Source organism: Marinoscillum pacificum (assembly GCF_024714495.1).
GTDB lineage: Bacteria > Bacteroidota > Bacteroidia > Cytophagales > Cyclobacteriaceae > Marinoscillum > Marinoscillum pacificum.
The window spans coordinates 350,326-370,673 of sequence record NZ_JAMZMJ010000002.1 but is presented as its reverse complement, the minus strand read 5'-3'; the positions used below and the strand labels follow the sequence as shown (position 1 = coordinate 370,673).

General features: G+C 39.4%; 17 protein-coding genes. 9 read left to right on the top strand and 8 right to left on the bottom strand.

Features of this window, described 5'->3' with window-relative positions; genetic code table 11:
• Nucleotides 1-16: 16 nt before the first annotated feature.
• Together NXS00_RS08415 and NXS00_RS08410 are read left to right on the top strand one after the other, a co-directional pair.
• The gene (locus NXS00_RS08415) at nt 17-1,753 is read left to right on the top strand and encodes a tetratricopeptide repeat-containing sensor histidine kinase (protein ID WP_258098720.1); all 1,737 of its coding nucleotides are present in this window, start codon (nt 17-19) and stop codon (nt 1,751-1,753) included.
• Nucleotides 1,750-2,445 (top strand): LytR/AlgR family response regulator transcription factor, encoded by a 696-nt coding sequence (locus tag NXS00_RS08410; RefSeq protein ID WP_258098719.1) that lies wholly within the window; start codon nt 1,750-1,752, stop codon nt 2,443-2,445. Before NXS00_RS08415 ends, NXS00_RS08410 begins: the two co-directional genes overlap by 4 nt.
• Before the next feature lie 12 nt (nt 2,446-2,457).
• Here the strand turns inward: NXS00_RS08410 and NXS00_RS08405 are convergent, their stop codons facing one another.
• On the bottom strand, nt 2,458-3,174 hold the full coding sequence (locus tag NXS00_RS08405; protein WP_258098718.1) for a hypothetical protein: 717 nt from the start codon (nt 3,172-3,174) through the stop codon (nt 2,458-2,460).
• Between the two features lie 143 nt (nt 3,175-3,317).
• A complete protein-coding gene (locus NXS00_RS08400; RefSeq protein WP_258098717.1) occupies nt 3,318-4,865 on the bottom strand; it encodes a bifunctional GNAT family N-acetyltransferase/carbon-nitrogen hydrolase family protein in 1,548 nt (515 codons plus the stop codon).
• Between the two features lie 122 nt (nt 4,866-4,987).
• On the opposite strand from NXS00_RS08400, the gene NXS00_RS08395 reads away from it, so the two are divergent.
• Nucleotides 4,988-6,367, top strand: coding sequence for a cystathionine beta-synthase (locus tag NXS00_RS08395; RefSeq protein ID WP_258098716.1), 1,380 nt, complete (start codon nt 4,988-4,990; stop codon nt 6,365-6,367).
• Nucleotides 6,368-6,469: 102 nt separating this feature from the next.
• On the opposite strand, the gene NXS00_RS08390 is transcribed toward NXS00_RS08395, so the two are convergent.
• On the bottom strand, nt 6,470-6,817 hold the full coding sequence (locus tag NXS00_RS08390) for a LytR/AlgR family response regulator transcription factor (RefSeq protein WP_258098715.1): 348 nt from the start codon (nt 6,815-6,817) through the stop codon (nt 6,470-6,472).
• 86 nt (nt 6,818-6,903) lie between these two features.
• On the opposite strand from NXS00_RS08390, the gene NXS00_RS08385 reads away from it, so the two are divergent.
• The gene (locus tag NXS00_RS08385; RefSeq protein WP_258098713.1) at nt 6,904-7,854 is read left to right on the top strand and encodes an aldo/keto reductase; all 951 of its coding nucleotides are present in this window, start codon (nt 6,904-6,906) and stop codon (nt 7,852-7,854) included.
• A gap of 77 nt (nt 7,855-7,931) precedes the next feature.
• On the opposite strand, the gene NXS00_RS08380 is transcribed toward NXS00_RS08385, so the two are convergent.
• Nucleotides 7,932-9,254, bottom strand: coding sequence for an SPFH domain-containing protein (locus NXS00_RS08380; protein WP_258098712.1), 1,323 nt, complete (start codon nt 9,252-9,254; stop codon nt 7,932-7,934).
• A gap of 311 nt (nt 9,255-9,565) precedes the next feature.
• Between NXS00_RS08380 and NXS00_RS08375 the strand changes: the two genes are divergently transcribed.
• Nucleotides 9,566-10,273: a ZIP family metal transporter gene (locus tag NXS00_RS08375; RefSeq protein WP_258098711.1), complete on the top strand. Its 708-nt coding sequence runs from the start codon at nt 9,566-9,568 to the stop codon at nt 10,271-10,273.
• Here NXS00_RS08375 and NXS00_RS08370 read toward each other — a convergent pair whose 3' ends face one another.
• A complete protein-coding gene (locus NXS00_RS08370) occupies nt 10,274-11,164 on the bottom strand; it encodes an AraC family transcriptional regulator (protein ID WP_258098710.1) in 891 nt (296 codons plus the stop codon).
• A 97-nt stretch (nt 11,165-11,261) separates the two neighbouring features.
• Between NXS00_RS08370 and NXS00_RS08365 the strand changes: the two genes are divergently transcribed.
• On the top strand, nt 11,262-11,600 hold the full coding sequence (locus NXS00_RS08365) for a DUF983 domain-containing protein (protein ID WP_258098709.1): 339 nt from the start codon (nt 11,262-11,264) through the stop codon (nt 11,598-11,600).
• A gap of 50 nt (nt 11,601-11,650) precedes the next feature.
• Here the strand turns inward: NXS00_RS08365 and NXS00_RS08360 are convergent, their stop codons facing one another.
• The 3 genes from NXS00_RS08360 to NXS00_RS08350 all read right to left on the bottom strand — a co-directional run bounded on the left by NXS00_RS08360 (nt 11,651) and on the right by NXS00_RS08350 (nt 13,638).
• Nucleotides 11,651-12,013 carry a hypothetical protein gene (locus tag NXS00_RS08360; RefSeq protein ID WP_258098708.1) on the bottom strand — a complete coding sequence of 121 codons (363 nt, stop codon included), beginning with the start codon at nt 12,011-12,013 and terminating at the stop codon, nt 11,651-11,653.
• Between the two features lie 381 nt (nt 12,014-12,394).
• A complete protein-coding gene (locus tag NXS00_RS08355) occupies nt 12,395-12,943 on the bottom strand; it encodes an outer membrane beta-barrel protein (protein ID WP_258098707.1) in 549 nt (182 codons plus the stop codon).
• A gap of 134 nt (nt 12,944-13,077) precedes the next feature.
• Complete coding sequence (locus tag NXS00_RS08350; RefSeq protein WP_258098706.1) at nt 13,078-13,638, bottom strand: outer membrane beta-barrel protein; 561 nt, start codon at nt 13,636-13,638, stop codon at nt 13,078-13,080.
• A 252-nt stretch (nt 13,639-13,890) separates the two neighbouring features.
• Between NXS00_RS08350 and NXS00_RS08345 the strand changes: the two genes are divergently transcribed.
• The 3 genes from NXS00_RS08345 (at nt 13,891) to NXS00_RS08335 (ending at nt 20,348) form a co-directional block, all read left to right on the top strand.
• A complete protein-coding gene (locus NXS00_RS08345) occupies nt 13,891-17,268 on the top strand; it encodes a methylmalonyl-CoA mutase family protein (protein WP_258098705.1) in 3,378 nt (1,125 codons plus the stop codon).
• 126 nt (nt 17,269-17,394) lie between these two features.
• Entirely contained in the window at nt 17,395-17,733 is a 339-nt protein-coding gene (locus NXS00_RS08340) for a PadR family transcriptional regulator (RefSeq protein WP_258098704.1), read from the top strand.
• A complete protein-coding gene (locus NXS00_RS08335; protein WP_258098703.1) occupies nt 17,730-20,348 on the top strand; it encodes an ABC transporter permease in 2,619 nt (872 codons plus the stop codon). The genes NXS00_RS08340 and NXS00_RS08335 overlap by 4 nt, the downstream gene beginning before the upstream one ends.

Sequence of the window (20,348 nt, the reverse complement as noted above, 5' to 3'; positions counted from 1 at the left end):
TGCTCAGCAGGACTCCTTGTGGTTAGCATTAGATGATACAAAGGAAGTAGTGAGTCAATGTGTGATCTACTCGGCGCTTTTTGATGCTTATTATGATCAAGGAAATGATTCTTGTTTAATCGCAGCGGAACGATTGTATCAATTGTCTTCTGAAATTTCTGATGACAACTACATTATCAAATCTCTTCTTGATTTTGGCTTGTATTATGAGGTATTAGCGAATGAACCACAGCGTGGGTTGGAATACTACCAACAGGCTTATACGTTGGCTTCTGACAAAAACTCCGAGAAACTTAAAGATGTAACTTATTTTATGGGGACGTTTTTTCATTATCTAGATGATTATGAAAAAGCAGAGGGTTATTATAAACAAACTATTGAATTAGCAGAAGTTTATAATGATCAATACAGGAGAAAAGCCACTAGTATTAATCTGGCATCCATTTATAGCAGTCAGAAAAAGTATGAACTGGCTGAGAGAGCGTTTATGAAAATTCTAGATTCTGCTAGTGTAGGAACTGAACCTTATCTCGATGCTATGGCTCAGTCAAATTTGGGTAATCTTTATATACGACAGGGGAATTTTAAGAAGGCAATCATTTGTCTCAATGCTTGTGTTACCTATTTTAAGCAGGCAGATATGCTCACTGACTATTTACTTTGCCTAACCTATATCGCAGAGGCAAGTATTGGTCAAGGTCAATCTGATCATCTAGAAAAGGTAATTGAGGAATTGAAGTTTAATCTGCCAGGACTTCAGGATGTGAGGACCAAATCATTGGTTTATTCATCATTGTCAGATGTCTATGAGTTCTTAGGAGATTACAAACAAGCTTTGATGATGAAGAATCAGCATTTCGTTTATTTTGATAGTTTGAAGCAAGAACAGCGCGAAGAAGCGATATATGAGTTAGAGGCTAAATACCAAAGTGAGCTTAGAAAAAATGAACTAAATGAACTTAAGATAAAATCTCAACAGGCTGAAATTAATCTGGCAACACAGAAAAACAAGCAGGTTATTTTGATACTCACCTCTTTGGTGTTTCTTATATTGATCATTGTTTTTATACTAAGGTCTCGCAATGCTTCCAGACACGCATTGGTCTTGCAAGGGAAAAATGAACAAATCGCGACTGCACTTAGTGAGCGAGAAATTCTTCTTAAAGAAATTCATCATCGTGTTAAAAACAATCTTCAGGTGATTTCCAGTCTATTAAACTTACAGGTAGAAGAGCTTGAAGAGGAAGCTGCAGCGGCGGTTCGAGATGGTCAATATCGTGTGAAATCTATGGCCTTAATTCATCAAAAGCTTTATCAGGAGAATGACCTCATAGGAGTGAGGGTGGGTGATTATTTGGAGAGTTTGATAGATGAGCTGGTGGATGTATTCTTCGGTGACTCAAGGGAGGTTGATGTGAAAGTCAATGCAAGTTTTCTAAAACTCGATGTAGATACGCTAATCCCTTTGGGACTGATAATTAATGAATTGGTGACCAATAGCTTGAAATATGCATTTGAGGGGGTTTGTCAACCTTTACTTGAAGTAAAAATTACTGAAGTAGAAAACATACTGCATGTATATGTTCGTGACAATGGTGTAGGAATGGGTAGTTCTCGGCTAGAAGAGTTGAATGGATTTGGTTGGAAAATGATTCGGTCGCTTTGTCGTCAGTTGAAAGCTACTATAGCAGTAAAACAAGATGAGGGCACTAGTGTCTATTTGCAAGTTGGTAGATATACTTTGATATCATGAGCAAGGCATCAATATTGATCGTGGAAGATGAAGCGTTGGTGGCTGATGATATTGCACGAATGCTCACTCAAGAGGGGTACACAGTGTTGGATATCGCTGACAATGCTGAGGATGTGTTGAAAATTCTTGATAAAAAGGTTCCAGATGTGATACTTCTGGATATTAATATCAAAGGAGGTCAAGACGGAATCGAATTGTCTAGCGCTCTAAAGGTTCCATTCATTTATTTGACTTCTTATTATGATCAACATACTATAGAGAGAGCAAGTAAGACGAAACCTGCAGGATATGTGTTGAAGCCGTTTACTAATAAGGATCTTATGGTCAATATAGAATTGGCCTTAAAGAAAACTTCGGAGGTGAAAGTTGTTCATGCGGAATCGATGAAGATTTTCGTTAGAAAGGATCAAGAATTAATTTCAATCAGTTCTGATGATATTTTGTATGTAGAGGCTTTCGATAATTATGCATACGTCTATACGAGTGATCAAAAATATATGGTCAGTCATACGTTAAAGAGTATTCAGGAGAAGCTTGAGCCTTTTGGGTTTGTCCGTGTTCACCGTTCTTTTTTAGTCAACTATGAAGCGATTGAGGCTATCTCTGAGGGGTTTGTTCTTTTGAATGGATGCAAGGTGCTCATAGGTAGATCTTACCGCAGAAGTTTAATGAATATTCTATCGTTATTGTAATAGTCCTCTGAACTATTTCTTAAATAGCAATTCATAAGGTTCTGTAATAGCCGGGCCTTTTTTCATTTCTGATAGGAGAAATTCAAAGGTTGGTTTGTTATTGCTTTCATACAGGAGTTTGACAAATCCATACATTTCGTGGTAATAACTAGTTAGATTAAATTGCCCTAATTCACTTTTTGAGGTTGCTTTTATTACTGAACATTCAAGATCTCCAAAAGGAGTAATAATGGATTCGACACCAGAATTGGAATACCGAAGATTGAGCAAAATTCTGGTTTTGTTGTCTATGGAGTCAATCCAGTGACCGCCAAATTCAAGTTTGTCAGTCCAGGCTTCCAGATTGTACTTTATGTAGGGAAACGGATATATTTCCAACGCTTTGAATTGACCATTTCTTGGTGGGTGAATCAATAGGTTTTTATCAGTTTCTACAATGCCTGTTTGTTCCAGTAGATTTTTGGAGTAAGAATAAGTAATCCCAACTTCTGTCTGTCCTTTGTTCGTTTTATCCTTTTTCTTAATCGACAATACGGCGTACTGAACAGTCATAGTGTCCTCAGGGCTGGTGTGATTGATTACCTCAAAAATTAGTTGTGTTCCGGCACTAAAGATTGTGTTGTCAGAGTCTGTGTCTTTAGAGTTATCCTTTTTTAGGTTAGGATATTCCTGAGCTAGAGTCAGATTGGATAATGTTGCTAGAAAAATAAGTGTTAAGTAGTTTTTCATCTTATGGCTAAAAAAAATTACGCGCCAGGTCGTAAGGGGCGCGTAATCTGAAGAGGATTGAAGAAGTATGTGTACTCAATCTGTCAATAAAGGTCGGAAAAAAACCGATCAGAAGCAATACCACGAAAAGGGTATTTTACATCTCACTTCTTCAGTTTGATGTTGTAAAGATCTAGTCTTCGGTCCTTTAAGTTTCGAACACTTCCAAATTCATGCAGCTCTTTAAGTAGCTCCAGATCCAGGTCTCCGATAACGGTCATTTCCGTGTTTGGAGTGGCTTCCGCTTTGATTGCATTGGTAGGGAAAGCAAAGTCCGAAGGAGTGAAAATCGCACTCTGAGCATACTGAATGTCCATGTTGTTTACTTTTGGTAAGTTGCCTACACATCCTGCTACCGCTACGTAGCACTCATTCTCTATCGCACGAGCCTGTGCGCAGTATCTCACACGATTGTATCCGTTAGGCGTATCCGTCAAGAATGGAACGAACAAAATTTGTACTCCCTGCTCGGCGTATAATCGAGAAATTTCTGGAAATTCTACATCATAGCATATCGTGATGCCAATTTTACCAGCATCTGTATCAAAAACTTTTACTTTATTTCCTCCGGTCATGCCCCAAGAGCTTTGCTCAGAAGGTGTGATGTGGATTTTTTCATAGCTATCCCATGAGCCATCTCGGCGACACAAGTAGGAGACGTTGTAAAGTTGTTCGTCACGAATCTCAGGCATCGATCCTGTAATGATGTTGACATTATAAGCAATAGCAAACTCTGTAAACTTTTCTCTTAAGTATTGCGTGTATTTGGCCAGTCCACGTATCGCTTCAGGCTCACCTAAATGGTTGAACTCCGCCATTAATGGGGCATTGAACAGTTCGGGAAAGAGGATGAAGTCTGACTGGTAATCACCGAATGCATCAATGAAATACTCCATTTGCTCTACAAGAGAGTTTACATCTTTGAATGGACGCATTTGCCACTGTACCAATCCAATGCGTATGTAGGTTCTAGGAGCATTGATCAGTTGTTCTTTCTCCACATAGTAGATGTTGTTCCACTCTAAGAGTGTGGCGTAATCCTTTGATTTAGTGTCTCCTGGAAGGTAATTTTTAAGGATTTTCTTAACGTGAAAATCATTACTGATCTGGAAGTTGAGAATTGGGTCATGAATTTCTCGAGCTTTTACCGCATCAATGTATTGACGAGGAGTCATTTCATCAGCATAATCTCCATAATTCGGGATTCTACCTCCAGCAACGATCGATTTCAGGTTGAGATTTTCGCAAAGTTCCTTTCGGCCGTCATACAATCTTCGGCCCAGACGCATGCCTCTATAGTCAGGGTGAACAAACACGTCTATTCCATACAGTACGTTGCCGTTTTCATCATGTGTATTGAAAGTTTCATTGCCTGTAATCTTGCTATACGTGTGATTGTCACCAAATTTTTTATAATCAACAATGATTGCCAGGGCAGCAGCCACCATTTTTCCTTCTACTTCTATACATAGCTGACCTTCTGGGAATACCTTGAGAAGACGCTTGATGTCCATCTTTTCCCAGTAAGGATCGTTCACGCCTTCATAGACACGTTCCATGATTTCTCTTAACTCCGGATAATCAGAGAGTTGCAGATGTCTCAGGTGAACATTGAGTGATTTTTCGTTAGTACTGTCGCTAGATCTTTCCATATCCATATAAGAATAAACCTAAATATGGTGTTTTTGATTGGAACTTGTTGAAAAAGAATTCAATCTCATAGGTGAGGAGGTGCTTTTCCTTAATTTTGCGATCGAATAAAACCGACACTCGCATGCGATATTACAATACTTTGATCGAAACTATCGGTGACACCCCGCTGGTAAAGTTGAACAGTGTAAACAAAGGGATCAAAGGCACCATATTGGTGAAAGTAGAATACTTCAATCCAGGTAACTCGGTAAAAGATAGAATTGCCCTGAAAATGATTGAAGATGCTGAAAAAGAAGGAATTCTCAAGCCAGGAGGAACAATCATTGAAGGGACATCTGGAAATACCGGAATGGGCCTTGCTTTGGTTGCTCAGGCAAAAGGATATAAATGTATCTTCACTTTAGCAGACAAACAGTCTCCTGAGAAAATGGATATTTTGAGAGCTGTAGGAGCAGAAGTAATTGTTTGTCCTACAAACGTTTCCCCAGATGATCCAAGATCTTATTATTCAGTAGCTAAGAAGTTGAATCAGGATATTCCCAATTCTTTCTATCCAAACCAGTACGACAATGTATCCAATACCAAGGCGCATTATGAGAGTACAGGTCCAGAGATATGGAGAGATACAGAAGGTAAGGTAACACATTACGCAGCTGGAATGGGTACTGGTGGTACTATCTGTGGTACATCTAAGTATTTGAAAGAGCAAAATGCTGGAGTAGTATCTGTGGCAATCGACTCTTACGGATCAGTATTTAAGAAATATAAGGAGACAGGAATCTTTGATGAAAAGGAAATATACCCATACCTCACAGAAGGTATTGGTGAAGATATCCTGCCAAAGAATGTTGACTTTGATATGATTGATCATATCGTGAAAGTGACGGATAAGGATGGCGCTGTGATGGCACGGAAGTTGGCTCGTGAAGAAGGTCTTTTTGTGGGTTGGTCTTGTGGTTCTGCTGTGCATGGAGCACTAGAGTATGCTAAGGAAAATCTAAAGGAAGATGATGTGATGGTGATTTTGCTTCCGGATCATGGAACTCGTTATTTGGGTAAAGTCTACAATGACAACTGGATGAAAGATCACGGATTCCTGGAGTCAAGGAAATTTGCTACGGCAAAAGACATTATTTCGAATAGAAATGGCTCCGCAGATTTGAAAACCATCAATAAAGAGATGACTGTTGGTGATGCTATTTTGACCATGAATGAAAATGGTATTGATCAGGTGCCAGTAGTTGATGCTTCCGGAGAATTTGTAGGTAGCCTTAATGATACCAAGGTGCTGAAGAGTTTATTAGACAATCCTGATATTAAAAACTCCGCAGTTGGTGAAATTATGGATCCTCCGTTCCAGTTTGTGGGTATGGACAATACCATAGATGTGCTGTCTTCTTTGATTAGTAAAAATGCTAACGCTCTGTTAGTGAGAGATGATCAAAATAAGGTGCATATCGTAACACAAAGTGACTTGTTGATGGCAATAAGTTCTAACTAAAACTTATTAGGAAGTTTATCAATCGTGTCTTAACTTTGGTTAAGTACAAAATAAATCTTAACTCTTTGCTTGCAAGCCCTCTCTTACACAGGAGAGGGTTTTTTATATTACTTCGTTGATAGCTTGCTCCAAAATCTCAGCTGTTTTTACTTCTGTTTTGCTGATGAATTTATCTATTGGAATTGTCACGGCATTATTGCCGTCCAGATGTCCAGAGATCACAATTACCTTAGGAGGGTTATCAAGAGTTTCCAAAGCTTCCATTCCATCCAAATAGGGCATTTCAAGATCAAGCAGTAAAACATCTGGTTGTTCTTTTACGCACGCCATGATGCCCTCTACTGGATTTGAGTATGTAGAAATGAGTTCTGCAGTCTTCATATCCTCAAAGTAGACTTTTAAAAGTTTCAAGAATAAGGGGTCATCGTCAATTGCCAAGCATCTGATCATAACTTATTGCCTAAGTTTATAGAGTTTTTTCGAAACGTTAATGGGCGGGACTGGTTACTAAATTACAATTAAAAATGAATTATAGGATGAAAGATATCACATTCAGGAATAAAGATAAAATGGCAATTCTTGGTTTAGGTACCTGGAAGTCAGATAAAGGCTTGGTTTACAATGCAGTAAGAAAAGCAATAGAAGTTGGTTATCGCCATATCGATTGTGCAGCGGTCTATGGAAATGAGGCTGAAATAGGTGAAGCCTTTCGGGATGCATTCAAAGCTGGGGATATAAAAAGAGAAGATTTGTGGGTGACATCCAAGCTTTGGAACTCTGCACATAAAAAGGAGGCAGTCCAGCCTGCACTGGAAAAAACACTTTCTGATTTACAATTAGATTATCTGGACCTGTATTTGATGCACTGGCCAATTGCTGTGAAAGAAAGTGCTGGTTTCCCATTCAAAGGGGATGATTTTCTTACACTTGAGGAAGTTCCATTGGAGGAAACTTGGGAAGCGATGCTTGTTCAAAAAGAAGCTGGATTAGCTAAACATATGGGTGTAAGTAATTTTCATATTGCTAACCTGGAGCTTCTAGGTAAAATCGAGTTTCCTGAAATGAACCAGGTAGAAATGCATCCATTATTGCCTCAGCAAAAGTTGGCTGATTATTGCAAATCCAAAGGAATTCATATGACTGCTTATTCTCCTCTGGGCTCTATGGATCGACCAGCAAGAGCTAAATCAGATGATGAGCCAATTCTTTTGGAGCAGCCTATAATTGAAAAAATTGCGGAAAGTCATAATGCCACTCCGGCACAAGTATTGATTAGTTGGTCTATAAATCGTGGAATAGCTGTGATTCCAAAGTCAACCAATGAAAAGCGAATTGCAGAAAATTTGGCTGCAGCTAGTTTGGAGTTGACGACTCAAGAATTAGAACATATCAATGGAATTCAATCAGGCTTCAGGTTCATTGATGGTTCTATTTGGGTGGTGGAAGGATCGCCATACAGTTTAGAAGATCTTTGGGAGTCTGAATAATAAGGAAAGGCCCTGACAGAAATATCAGGGCCATCTAGTTAATCGGCCGAACGGCGAAGGTTAGGTTAGAGGTTTAATTAGTTGCCTTTAGATGTTTGCAGTTGTTTGGCCATTGCAGCACCTATCAAGCTTTCTAGTGGGGTTCCGCTTTTGTCATCACCTCCCATAATCATCGTTTCAGGGAATTTGATCTTAGCGATCTCCGCGGCTACTTTCACATCTCTGTCAAGCTCCATTTTCAACTTCACTTCAGGGGTGATACCGGCAGTTACTTTCTTCGCAATCTCATAGGCATCAGCATCAGCTTGTACCTTTTTGCGTTGCGCATTCAGTCTTTCTGTTTCCAGAGCGATGGCAGCAAGCTTCTTGTTTGTTTCCTCTTGCTTTAGCTTCGTCTCAATGGCGATCAAGGCTTTTACTTGCTCTTTCTCCTGCGCTACACGTTCTGCGGCTTTGTCTCTTTCACCCTCAGCGATGATACGTTGCTGTGCGTCTTTAGCGGTTTCCACTTTTTGTTGCTCCAGTTGTCTTTTTGCTGATTCATCTCTCTGAGCTTCAAGTCGTTGCTTGAAGGTGGCTTCCAGTTCGATATTGTCCACAATTACTTGAGACACGATGATGTTGTTCTCACTTAATTCATGTTGAATTCGCTTCGGAATACCATTGTCAAGTATTTTCTTCACTTCGTAAGAAGTCTTGATTTCCTTGATCCCACGATCTGTTTCATCTTGCTTGATCGCTGTGAAAACCGTATCTCTCTTTTCGATTTTCTCAACGGCATAAGCTCCACCTTTCAGTTGCTCTTCAAATGCCTGACGGAAACTCTGAGCTTCACCAGAGATGTAATCTTGTGCGGCAAACATGTACGCTGTGTTGATTAGTTGTTCTTTTACAGTTGGCACAATCGTATTGTTTACCAGGTTGCTCATTGTTCTGAATTTCACGGCAAGACTGATGAAGCTTTCTTCATCGCGAGGTAGCTCAAAACGAGTAGATACATATCCTGCAGCGGTCACCTGATCAATAAATCGAAGGGGAATAGGCTTCATCACGCCACTTACTTCAGATTCATCGATTTCAATGTTTTGTCCCACTACTTTGACGTCAATGTATTTTTCCCATTTGTCTATTTTGGCAAAACCTCTCCATTTGATCCCTTGCTCCATTACCGCACTCATTTGTCCAGTCGGATATACGAGTAGATAGTTAAAGCCTCTATCTGCAAAGAAGAACAGTGAGTTCATAAGCATTAGGACGATTCCCAGAAGCATGATTATTAATCCCTGTGTTCGTTTGAATTTTTTCATCCAGGCAAGTGCTGGAATGGAGATGTCAATTCGGGCAATTATAAAAATCAAAATTCCCGCCAATAGGGCGATTATTCCAAAGAATGTTAGCATAGTTAAGTCGTTAATAGGTTATTAAAATGTATGTCAGTGTATTAATTATGGGCTATTGATTGAGTGGTTAAAGCGAATGCTCAAAAAAATAGCATAAATAATATCTGTGTATACGATTATACGGTTAAATATAAAATAAGGTTATAATTAGCTTTAAATAAATCTATAAAATATAGTAATGCTCAAAAAATGAGCATACTGATAATTAATTAATCCGGTTTCGCTCTTTTTGATGAGTTTTAATTAGAGCATTTTGTTCAGGTAATGAGTTGTTTTTGAGTCAGGTGTTATGATTGCCTATCTTGCTTCTTATGTTATTAGAAATACTATGGTATTCTTTATTTGCAGGGGTTACGGTCTTGATTGGAGGTGTGTTGGCTAATGCATTCAATCATCATGCTGAAGAATCTCCGGTTAAGTATGAAATCACCCATACTATGATGGCTTTCGGTGGAGGAATTATTCTGTCTGCTGTAGGGTTGGTGTTAGTGCCTAAAGGGTTGGAGTTGCTTACACTTTGGCCTATGATTCTCTGTTTTGTTGCTGGTGCTGTGTTGTTCTTTTTGATAGATAGGTGGTTGGCGAAAAAGGGAGGGCAAATGGCTACATTGTTGGCTATGCTGATGGATTTTATTCCTGAGTCCATTGCATTGGGATCCATTTTCGCTACAGATAAAAGTACTGGAACTTTACTTGCCGTTTTTATTGGGTTGCAAAATTTACCTGAGGCCTTCAACTCATTTAGAGATATGGTTTTGAGTGGGTTTAGTGTGAAAAAGACTTTGGTGATCTTCTCTTTTCTAAGTTTTTCTGGTGTGATAGGAGCGCTGTTAGGGTATTTTTTCCTTTCGGAATACCCTGATGTCACAGCATGCTTAATGGTTTTTGCGAGTGGAGGTATTCTGTATTTGATCTTTCAGGATATTGCTCCAGCGAGTAAAATGAAAGAAAGCTTTGTGCCTTCATTAGGAGCTACTGCCGGTTTCTTGGTAGGCATGATAGGTGAGAAAGTAATTTGATCAATTGTTTGAATCCTTGTTTAAATAGCTATTCCTGAATTCTTTGGGAGTTGTCCCGGTGTATTGCTTAAATACTCTTGAGAAGTAAGAATACTCTTCAAACCCTAATTGAAAACTGACATCTTTTAAAGGGATTTCCTTATACAAGAGAATCCTTTTGGCTTCCAATATGATGCGTTCATTAATCACTTGTGTGGTGCTTTTTCCTATTAATTCTTGAGTAATCCGATTTAGATGTCTTACTGAGATGTTTAATAAGTCGGCATATGCAGCGGGAGATTTTATTCGACTGAAATTATTTTCCAGGTGGCTTTCTAATTGATGAAGGTAGTAGTTGTTTTTTGATGCATTTGCTGTCTTCTGATCTGATTTTGCCAAATAGAACCGACTCAGTTCTATGTAAAGGATCCCAAGAAGATGGTTGATTTTTTGTTTTTTATATCGCTCTCTTTGATAATTCTCGCAGAGTATTTCTTTGAAAAGTGATTCAATTCCTGAAGACTCTATTGGGTTGAGATGAAGTGTGGGACTGCTGTGATTGGAAAAATAGAAAGGAAAATCACTGATTGATTGTGTGGTGAATTCAAGGTTGTAAAAATCGAACGAATGAAATAGAATATATCCTTCTATGTCTTCTGATAGTACCCAATGATGTGTTTGGCCAGGTTTTAAGAAGAATACTTTTCCCGGTTTTATTTTATAGGTGTTGAAGTCTATTTCATGTGTCCCCGAGCCATGAGTAAATAGTACGCATAGATAGAAGTTGTGTTTGTGGGGGATTGTAATTGCCTTGTGATGTGCTTTTACGTGTTGGCTAAACACATTACAGTAAAAGCTATCGGCCTCTAAATCTTTAAAGGAATTAATATCTAGAATGCTAATTGATTTCAACGTGTAATGTCCTTTTTGTATAAATATTGGAAACTTAAGTGTAAGTAAATCATTTACATGCTAATCTAACTTTGTGGGGCAGTTTTAATGGATTGAAATGAAATTAATAACAAAACTCTGGAAAGAAAAGTGTCCATCGTGTGGTGATGGGGATGTGTATGAGTCTAAAGGGAATGTCCTGTTATTTAAAGTTCCTAAGATGAGGGAGCAATGTGAGGTATGTAATTATCGATTCGAAAAAGAGCCTGGATATTTTACTGGTGCAATGTATGTGAGTTATGCTTTGTGTATAGCTGAGATGCTCGTGACCGTTTTGCTGGGTTTGGTATTTGACTATTCATTAGAGCAAATGGTTTATCCGCTGGTTTTAGTCATTGTATTGTTTTGGACCTTCAATTTCAGAATGTCCAGATTGATTTGGATGTATTTTGTGTAATTGTTGTTGATCAGTGTTGGATGCTGTATGAATAACCTTTTAACGCTAAGTCATTTGGTTAGGTAATTGAGCGCTTCCAATTTCGTGTCAAACATTTGAATGCCTGCTCCTCTACTCAATGCATTGTATCCTTTCAGGAGTACTTTTTTAATGCCAGTAACTCCTAGTGCAGCTCCTTTAGCTGTTTTTTGCTTGTAGAATTTTTCACGTTCTTCTTTCACTACTTTCATGAACTCCGAGCTTAAATAAGTGTCTGTGTAATCGAATAAGACGAGTACTTCTTTTTCTGATTGTTCCAGTAGAAAGCTCGTTAGCTCTCGTGCTAGTTGCATCATCTCCTCTTTGCCATTGCAATCAGAATAATCTGCATAGATGATCTTGCGTCCATTATGAAGTAAGGTGGAAAGTGCCATTTTAGTCGGTGAATGGTTTTAGGTATCTTAAGATAATGAGAATTTTGGCCAAATCATCAATTCTGCATTTTCAGAATCACAAAAAAAAGTGTCTTAAGGCTCTTTGTGTTGTGTGGAGTAGTACACTCTTAAGTAGTTAATGGGCAACATGCAAAGTTGTCCAAACATCGACTAGTTTTTTACACATCTCTTTTCACGTATGTGTAAATGCTTCAGATAGATTTTCTGAACTTTTCACAGTTTCATCATTGATGGTTTCACATGATATTCATGAACTAAATCAACCAGTGCTGAGGTTTTATTTGGCTAATGTATTTTTAAATAAGAAGGGCTGGTAAACTGATAGGTAGTGCCCTGAATCAATTTCAGGGCACTTGGTTTTTACTTTAGTTTAATGATAAAACCCCCACGGCCTCTCAATGCATTGTTGTCTGAATTGCCATCGAATGGTTTGTAAAAATGGTAGCCTAATTCGAAATTAACGGCAAATTTATCGTTGAAGAAGTATGCGAGTCCAGCACCTGGTGTAAGGTTTGATTGGTTTTCATTGTATTTATCATTTACTAAGTCAGTTTTCACCTTATTGGAATAAGAGTAAAAGCCGTATTCTACACCGATATAGGGTTTTAAGGCTGTTTCACCAAAATAGTACCTTATTGATGGGGCAAGGCCTATGGAATTGGAGGTGAATTCACTAGTCTCGGTTTCTGAGTGACTGAAAGAATAAGGAATGGAAAGTCCCAATGAGAGATTGTTAATGATAAAATAGTGCGCTCCGGGAGAAATGCTGAAACTATTATAATCAGAACTGAATCCCATTCCTAGGAATGAGTCTCCTCCAACAAAAATGGAGCCCTTCTCCGTTTGGCCATAAGAAATGGTGGAGCATAGTAAGGCTATGAGCACAGTTAGTGTGTGGTGAATTTTCATAATAAGTTAAGTTTTTGATTGGATATTAATTAATCAATAGACTCTAACGTTACTTATGAAGTTAATGTTCGTCTCAATTGGTAAACTTGTAATGAATGAGGATAAAAAGCCCTGTTGTTACCAGGGCTCAGTGATTATTTTAATCGTATCATGAAACCGGCTTTACTTCTTAATGAATTATTAAAGGAACTACCATTGAATGGTTGGAAAATGCCATAACCAACATCAAAGTTTACAGCAAATTTGTCGTTGATGAAGTAAGCAAAACCACCGCCAAAATTAAGGATTGAGGTGCTGGATGTATTTTTATATAGTTCTCCATTTATCTGTGATTTTGAAAATTGAGATTCGAATTCATACTTCACTCCAACGAAAGGTTTAAATGCAGATTCTCCAAAGTAATACTTCACATATGGAGATAGACCAAATGTATGAAAGGAATGTTTTTGTCCATCTGGTCTAGAAACACTAAACGAATAAGGTAAGTCTGTGCCAATTGAGAAGTTTTTTAAAATGAAATACTCAGCGGATGGTGCGATGTTAAAGTATTTCCAGGACTGGTTTTGAGGGTTAGTAACCCCCATTGATAAATTAGATCCTCCACCTAAATAGAGAGAACCTTTTTCAGTTTGACCGAAAGCCATTGTGGAGCACAACAGTGCTGCAAGCAAGGTAAGAGTGTGATAAGTTTTCATAAGTAGTTAATTAAATGGCATAGCAATTAAAGATTGTATGTCAATACGTTATTAGACATTAAATAATGATGCAATATCAGATTTTAGTAATCTTCTTGCTAATGGAAGAGTCCTAATTAACTTTAATTAACCGGCCTTAGAAAATTTGTTAAATTCTTAATCCCACAAAATCAGAACAATAGCAGTGCTGTTTTGCTTATTTTTGTGGTTACCCAAAATCAACATAAAACCCCAAAACATAAAACATCACTTATGTCTCAAAGCATTGCCCCTTACAAACCAACGAATCATATCCGCATAGTCACTGCAGCTTCCCTTTTTGATGGACATGATGCAGCAATCAATATCATGCGTCGAATCATTCAGTCTACAGGCTGTGAAGTGATTCATTTGGGTCATAATCGTTCCGTACAGGAAATTGTAGATTGTGCTGTTCAAGAAGATGCACAAGCCATTGCGATCACATCCTATCAGGGAGGTCACGTAGAGTACTTCAAGTACATGTATGACTTGTTGAAAGAGCGCGGTGCAGAGCAAATTCGCATCTATGGTGGAGGAGGAGGTACTATTCTTCCTGAGGAGATTGATGAACTACATGCTTACGGTATTGCTCGTATCTACAGTCCGGATGATGGACGTGAGATGGGATTGCAGGGAATGATCAATGACCTGGTAAAAGGAGCTGATTTTGCTGTTGGACAGAATCTTAATGGACAAGTTAAGAAATTGGATAAGCAGGTTGCAGGAGATATAGCACGAGTGATCTCTGCAGCAGAGAATTATCCTGAAGAAAATAAAGGAATGTTGGAAGAGATCCGTAAAACGATCGAATCCAAAAAAGTAGCTCCGGTTTTAGGAATCACAGGAACAGGTGGAGCTGGTAAATCTTCATTGGTTGATGAATTGGTAAGAAGGTTCTTGCTAGATTTTGAAGCTAAGAAAATTGCAGTGATCTCTGTAGATCCATCCAAGCGTAAAACAGGAGGAGCACTGTTGGGAGATAGAATTCGAATGAACTCTATTTTTTCAGATCGTGTATACATGCGTTCTTTAGCGACAAGACAGAGTAATTTGGCTTTGTCCAAATATGTGAAAGATGCTGTAGACATCACCAAAGCGGCTGGATTTGATTTGATCATTCTGGAGACTTCTGGTATTGGTCAGTCAGATACGGAGATTACAGACCATTCTGATTTGTCACTTTATGTGATGACTCCTGAATACGGTGCTGCTACTCAGCTAGAGAAAATTGATATGCTTGACTTTGCAGATGTCATAGCATTGAACAAGTTTGACAAGCGCGGGGCTCTAGATGCGCTGCGTGATGTGAAGAAACAATACAAGCGTAATCACGGACTTTGGGAAACCAAAGATGAGGAACTTCCTGTCTATGGTACGATCGCGAGTCAGTTCAATGATCCGGGTATGAATCAGCTGTACAAAGCGATTATGGATCAACTGGCAGAAAAAACAGGAGCTGATTTGAAATCCAACTTCAAATCAACAAAGGAGATGTCGGAGAAGATCTACATCATTCCTCCGAAGCGCACGAGATACCTGTCGGAGATTTCTGAAACGATCCGTGATTACAATGAGACTGTTGAGAAACAGCGAGAATTGGCTCAAAAACTCTATGGCCTGGATAAGTCACTGGAAGTGATGAAAGCGATGGACAAATCGGAAGCCATCAAAGCGATAGAAGAAGCTAAGGTACAGTTGGAGTTGGATCTTGATCCGCACAATAAGAAACTGCTCGAAGAGTGGGATACCAAGAAGGCGAACTACGAAGGCGATACGTTCACTTATGAAGTAAGAGGAAAGAAAATCGAGGTAGAGACCAAGACAGAAACTTTGTCGCACTCTATGGTGCCAAAAGTGAGTTTGCCAAAATATGAAGGCTGGGGAGATGTGTTGAAGTGGAGTCTTCAGGAAAATGTACCAGGAGAGTTTCCATATACCTCTGGTGTGTTCCCATTCAAGAGAAAAGGTGAAGACCCAACCCGAATGTTTGCTGGAGAGGGTGGTCCTGAGCGTACCAACAAGCGATTCCACTACGTCTCGCATGGTTTGCCAGCGGCGAGATTGTCTACCGCATTTGATTCGGTAACACTCTATGGCGAAGACCCGGATCACCGTCCGGATATTTATGGAAAGATCGGTAATTCAGGAGTGAGCATCTGTTGTTTAGATGATGCGAAAAAGCTCTACTCGGGCTTTAACTTATGCGAGCCTACGACATCTGTTTCCATGACCATCAATGGTCCTGCTGCAACCATAGCAGCGTTCTTTATGAATGCCGCAATTGATCAGCAATGTGAGCTTTACATCAAGGAAAATGGCCTGGAGGCTGAAGTTGAAGAGAAGATCAAGAAGATCTATGAGCAATTAGGTAGTCCAAGACCGCAATACAATGCAGAATTGCCTCAAGGTCATAATGGACTGGGTTTGATGCTACTGGGAGTTACAGGTGATGATGTACTTCCTGCAGATGTTTACGGTGAAATCAAAGCTCGTACCTTGTCAACAGTTAGAGGTACGGTGCAGGCGGATATATTGAAAGAAGATCAGGCACAAAATACCTGCATTTTCTCAACGGAATTTTCCCTGCGTTTGATGGGGGATGTGCAGCAGTACTTTATTGATAATATCGTAAGGAATTTCTATTCGGTTTCTATTTCTGGCTATCATATAGCAGAAGCTGGAGCTAACCCGATTACGCAGTTGGCTTTTACACTGGCGAACGGATTCACTTTCGTGGAATATTACCTGTCACGAGGAATGGACATCAACAAGTTTGCTCCAAACCTTTCATTCTTCTTTTCCAATGGAGTGGATGCAGAATATGCAGTGATTGGTAGAGTAGCTAGAAGAATTTGGGCGAAAGCCATGAAAATCAAATATGGTGCAGATAGTCGCTCGCAGATGCTGAAATACCATATCCAGACTTCTGGTAGATCGCTTCATGCTCAGGAGATTGACTTCAACGATATCCGCACCACGTTGCAGGCGCTTTACGCGATTTATGACAACTGTAATTCTTTGCATACCAACGCGTATGATGAAGCTATCACTACACCAACTGAGCACTCAGTTAGAAGGGCAATGGCCATTCAGTTGATTATCAATAAAGAACTTGGTTTAGCTAGAAATGAGAACCCTATGCAAGGCTCATTCATTACAGAGGAGTTGACAGATTTGGTGGAAGAAGCCGTGATGGTGGAGTTTGATAGAATCACGGAAAGAGGCGGAGTTCTTGGTGCCATGGAAAGCATGTATCAGCGTGGTAAGATTCAGGAAGAGAGCTTGTACTACGAAACCAAGAAACATAATGGCGAGCTTCCAATCATTGGAGTAAACACCTTCTTGTCATCTAAAGGTTCTCCTACGATCATTCCGGATGAGGTCATCAGAGCTACTACTGAAGAGAAAGAGGCTCAGATTAGCAATCTGAATGCGTTGCATCATCGAAATGAAGAGCACAGTGACAACATGCTGAAGCTGCTTCAAGATGTGGCTTTGAACAACGGCAATACCTTTGAGCAATTGATGGAAACAACCAAGTATTGTTCACTTGGTCAGATCACCAATGCCATGTTTGAAGTAGGTGGTCAGTATCGACGAAATATGTAATTAAATCATTTTGGATAGAGATTGAAAGGCTGCCATCGTGTAGCCTTTTTTTATGCTTTTGTAACCATGTTTATAAAGGCTACGTTTAGGACTTTTATATTTTAGCTACAAACAGGATTTTAATTTATGGGTAAGAATACAATTGGGGAATTTGAGGAGATATTGATGTTGACAGTAGGGGTGCTTTATAAGGAAGCCTACGGTATTGCCATTAAAGAAGAAATAGAGTCTAAGCTAAAGCGAAAAGTGAGTGTGGGAGCGATGCGCACTGCACTGAAAAGATTGGAAAAGAAGGGATTGCTGAAGTCACATTTAGGTGAGGCTACAGCTATCAGAGGAGGAAAGAGAAAACGCTATTTTGTTGTCACTCCATTGGGCCAAAAGGTTCTGAAGGAAGTGATGGATACAAGAAAACAACTGTGGGAATCCATTCCAGATGTGGCGTTTGACTTGAAACTTATATGAAGGGGACTTTCGCTAAACCTCCGAAAATTCCCCTGCATTTTCTCAGGTGGTTCTGTGATCCGGACATGTTGGAAGACATTGAAGGTGATTTAACGGAGCTTTTTGGAGTTCGGGCCAAGAACAAGCCTCGTTTAGCAAAATTCATTTTTTGGTTGGATGTGCTCATTATGTTTCGCCCAGGAGTGATCAGAAACTTTGAATATCAAAAACTCAACAACTACGACATGTTTAAGAACTATTTGATTGCCGCTTGGCGCAATCTGATGAAAAATAAGCGTTTTTCATCCATCAATATCTTCAGTCTTACTCTAGGGATTGCAGCATGCATCATCATCTTTTTGTTTGTGAAAGAAGAGCAGGCATTCGATGCTTTTCATTCCAGGAAGGATCAAATTTATCGTCTTTGTGAGGTGCAGTCTTTCCCAGGTACGAACACTCAAAAAGTGGCGCTTTCCATGCCAGGTATGGGACCAACCATGAAAGAGGAGTTTCCTGAGATAGAGACGTATGCACGGTTCTGGTCTTTTCGTAACCAGCCGGCAAGAGTAGGTGACAAGCATTTCATGATTGATAAGGTGCGTGGAGTGGATAGTACGTTCTTATCTATTTTCGATTTCCCGATTATAGCAGGAGATCCATCAGGAAAAATGGATGGAAAGGAAGCGTACATTACTAGGTCTACGGCTACCAAATTATTTGGATCAATCGATGTAGTGGGTCAGCAGTTTGAAATGGATGATGATTTGCTGTCAGTGAAAGGAGTATTAGAAGATGTTCCAGATGGCTCGCATTTGCAATTTGATATGCTGTGCAGTATTTACTTAGGTACTGATGATCCGGCTGATTTTGATCACAGGTTTGGTAGCAACTATCTTAATACCTATTTCATTCTAAATGATGGTGCCAATTTGGAGGATATGGCTCAGCGATATCCAGAGTACCTATCCAGAATGATGGACAATGAGGATATCAACGATTTCTACAAGCTGTTCTTGCAGCCTCTTGAAGATGTGCATTTAGCTTCTACAGATATTGAGCATGATTACAATAATCACCGAAAATTCAATGGTACCTATATTGATGTATTTGTTCTAATTGGAGTCTTTATTCTGATCATTGCATCCGTGAATTTCATGAATCTGACGACAGCTCGGGCAAGTACCCGAGCTAAGGAAGTTGGAGTTCGTAAAACCATTGGAGCACTTCGCAATCAGCTGTTTTTCCAGTTCATATTGGAGTCTACTATCATGGCCTTAATTGCTTTCGCGCTAGCTATTGTGATTGATTTTATCTCTATCCCATCATTAAATATTTTGATCGATCGGGATTTCTCCATGATTCAGTTTGTGAGCTCTGAATTTATCGTGGTGGCTTTTCTCTTCACTTTGGCGCTTGGTATTATCACAGGAATGTACCCAGCACTTTATTTGTCATCTTTCAGGCCAGTCACCGTCTTGAAAGGCTTGAAGTCAGGAGAGAAAAAATCTCTTTTCAGAAGTTCGTTGATTGTGTTGCAATTTGGTCTGGCTGTAGGTTTGATCGTCTGCACGTTGGTCGTCGTACAGCAATTGAACTATATGAAAAACAAGGATATTGGCTACAGTACAGATCATATCATGGTGGTTAGTCTCAACTATGATGCTCGTGATAACTATCAGCAGATTAAAGATGAGCTTTTAAAGCAATCAAGTGTTCTTGGTGTGACTGCCTCAGGTCAGCGAATTGGTAATAATTTTCATCAATGGGGTTTTAAGGTTAAGAAAGATACGGGGATAGTTGATTTTACACCCTCTAATGTGGTGGTAGACTATGACTATCTCGATGTATACGATATCAAACTTAAGGATGGCAGGACCTTTAGTAAGGAACATGCAAAGGATAATGGATTGGCATTTATTGTCAACGAAGCTTTTGCCAAAGAAATTGGTTTTGAAGATCCACTGGGTCAGCGTGTGGGACATGGTTGGTATCCGGATGATTCATTGGGAACTATCATTGGTGTGACGGAGGACTTTAATTTCAATTCATTGCACTACAAAGTCAATACCTTGTCGATGGTTGTTCACTCTGATTGGGGATACAGTGAGATGTCTGTTAAGCTCAATGGCTCCAATATTGCGCAGGGTATCAAAGAAGTGGAAAGTGTCTACAATCAGTTTGTGAGTAATTACCCTTTTGAGTACGAGTTTTTAGATGATCATTTTGCAGAATTGTACAAAGCAGATAATCAACTGGGATCCATTATTACCATCATTGCTGTGTTGGCTATTATGATTGGGGGAATGGGGCTGTTTGGGTTGGCAAGTATATCCATCAACCGACGAATTAAAGAGATTGGAATTAGAAAAGTATTGGGAGCCAGCTCTAAAGATTTAATGGTCTTGTTATCCAAGAATTTTGGGATATTGATACTTATTTCTTTCGTAATTGCGGTGCCATTTACCTGGATCTATTTAGCGGGCTGGTTAGAGGGATTTGCTTATCGCATATCTATAAACCCATTGGTTTTCTTGTTGGGAGGAGTGATGGCCTTGGTAGTTGCAATGATTACCATTTCTCTTCATGTCATTCGGGCTGCGTATTCTAATCCAGTTACTTCTTTGAGGTACGAATAA

What these genes read in the sequence shown, in the direction of transcription:
- NXS00_RS08400 (WP_258098717.1), bottom strand. Translation starts at nt 4,865, where the DNA reads ATGGAAAGATCTAGCGACAGTACTAACGAAAAATCACTCAATGTTCAC.
- NXS00_RS08350 (WP_258098706.1), bottom strand. Translation starts at nt 13,638, where the DNA reads ATGAAAACTTATCACACTCTTACCTTGCTTGCAGCACTGTTGTGCTCC.
- NXS00_RS08375 (WP_258098711.1), top strand. Translation starts at nt 9,566, where the DNA reads ATGTTATTAGAAATACTATGGTATTCTTTATTTGCAGGGGTTACGGTC.
- NXS00_RS08385 (WP_258098713.1), top strand. Translation starts at nt 6,904, where the DNA reads ATGAAAGATATCACATTCAGGAATAAAGATAAAATGGCAATTCTTGGT.
- NXS00_RS08335 (WP_258098703.1), top strand. Translation starts at nt 17,730, where the DNA reads ATGAAGGGGACTTTCGCTAAACCTCCGAAAATTCCCCTGCATTTTCTC.
- NXS00_RS08355 (WP_258098707.1), bottom strand. Translation starts at nt 12,943, where the DNA reads ATGAAAATTCACCACACACTAACTGTGCTCATAGCCTTACTATGCTCC.
- NXS00_RS08365 (WP_258098709.1), top strand. Translation starts at nt 11,262, where the DNA reads ATGAAATTAATAACAAAACTCTGGAAAGAAAAGTGTCCATCGTGTGGT.
- NXS00_RS08395 (WP_258098716.1), top strand. Translation starts at nt 4,988, where the DNA reads ATGCGATATTACAATACTTTGATCGAAACTATCGGTGACACCCCGCTG.
- NXS00_RS08380 (WP_258098712.1), bottom strand. Translation starts at nt 9,254, where the DNA reads ATGCTAACATTCTTTGGAATAATCGCCCTATTGGCGGGAATTTTGATT.
- NXS00_RS08340 (WP_258098704.1), top strand. Translation starts at nt 17,395, where the DNA reads ATGGGTAAGAATACAATTGGGGAATTTGAGGAGATATTGATGTTGACA.
- NXS00_RS08390 (WP_258098715.1), bottom strand. Translation starts at nt 6,817, where the DNA reads ATGATCAGATGCTTGGCAATTGACGATGACCCCTTATTCTTGAAACTT.
- NXS00_RS08345 (WP_258098705.1), top strand. Translation starts at nt 13,891, where the DNA reads ATGTCTCAAAGCATTGCCCCTTACAAACCAACGAATCATATCCGCATA.
- NXS00_RS08360 (WP_258098708.1), bottom strand. Translation starts at nt 12,013, where the DNA reads ATGGCACTTTCCACCTTACTTCATAATGGACGCAAGATCATCTATGCA.
- NXS00_RS08405 (WP_258098718.1), bottom strand. Translation starts at nt 3,174, where the DNA reads ATGAAAAACTACTTAACACTTATTTTTCTAGCAACATTATCCAATCTG.
- NXS00_RS08410 (WP_258098719.1), top strand. Translation starts at nt 1,750, where the DNA reads ATGAGCAAGGCATCAATATTGATCGTGGAAGATGAAGCGTTGGTGGCT.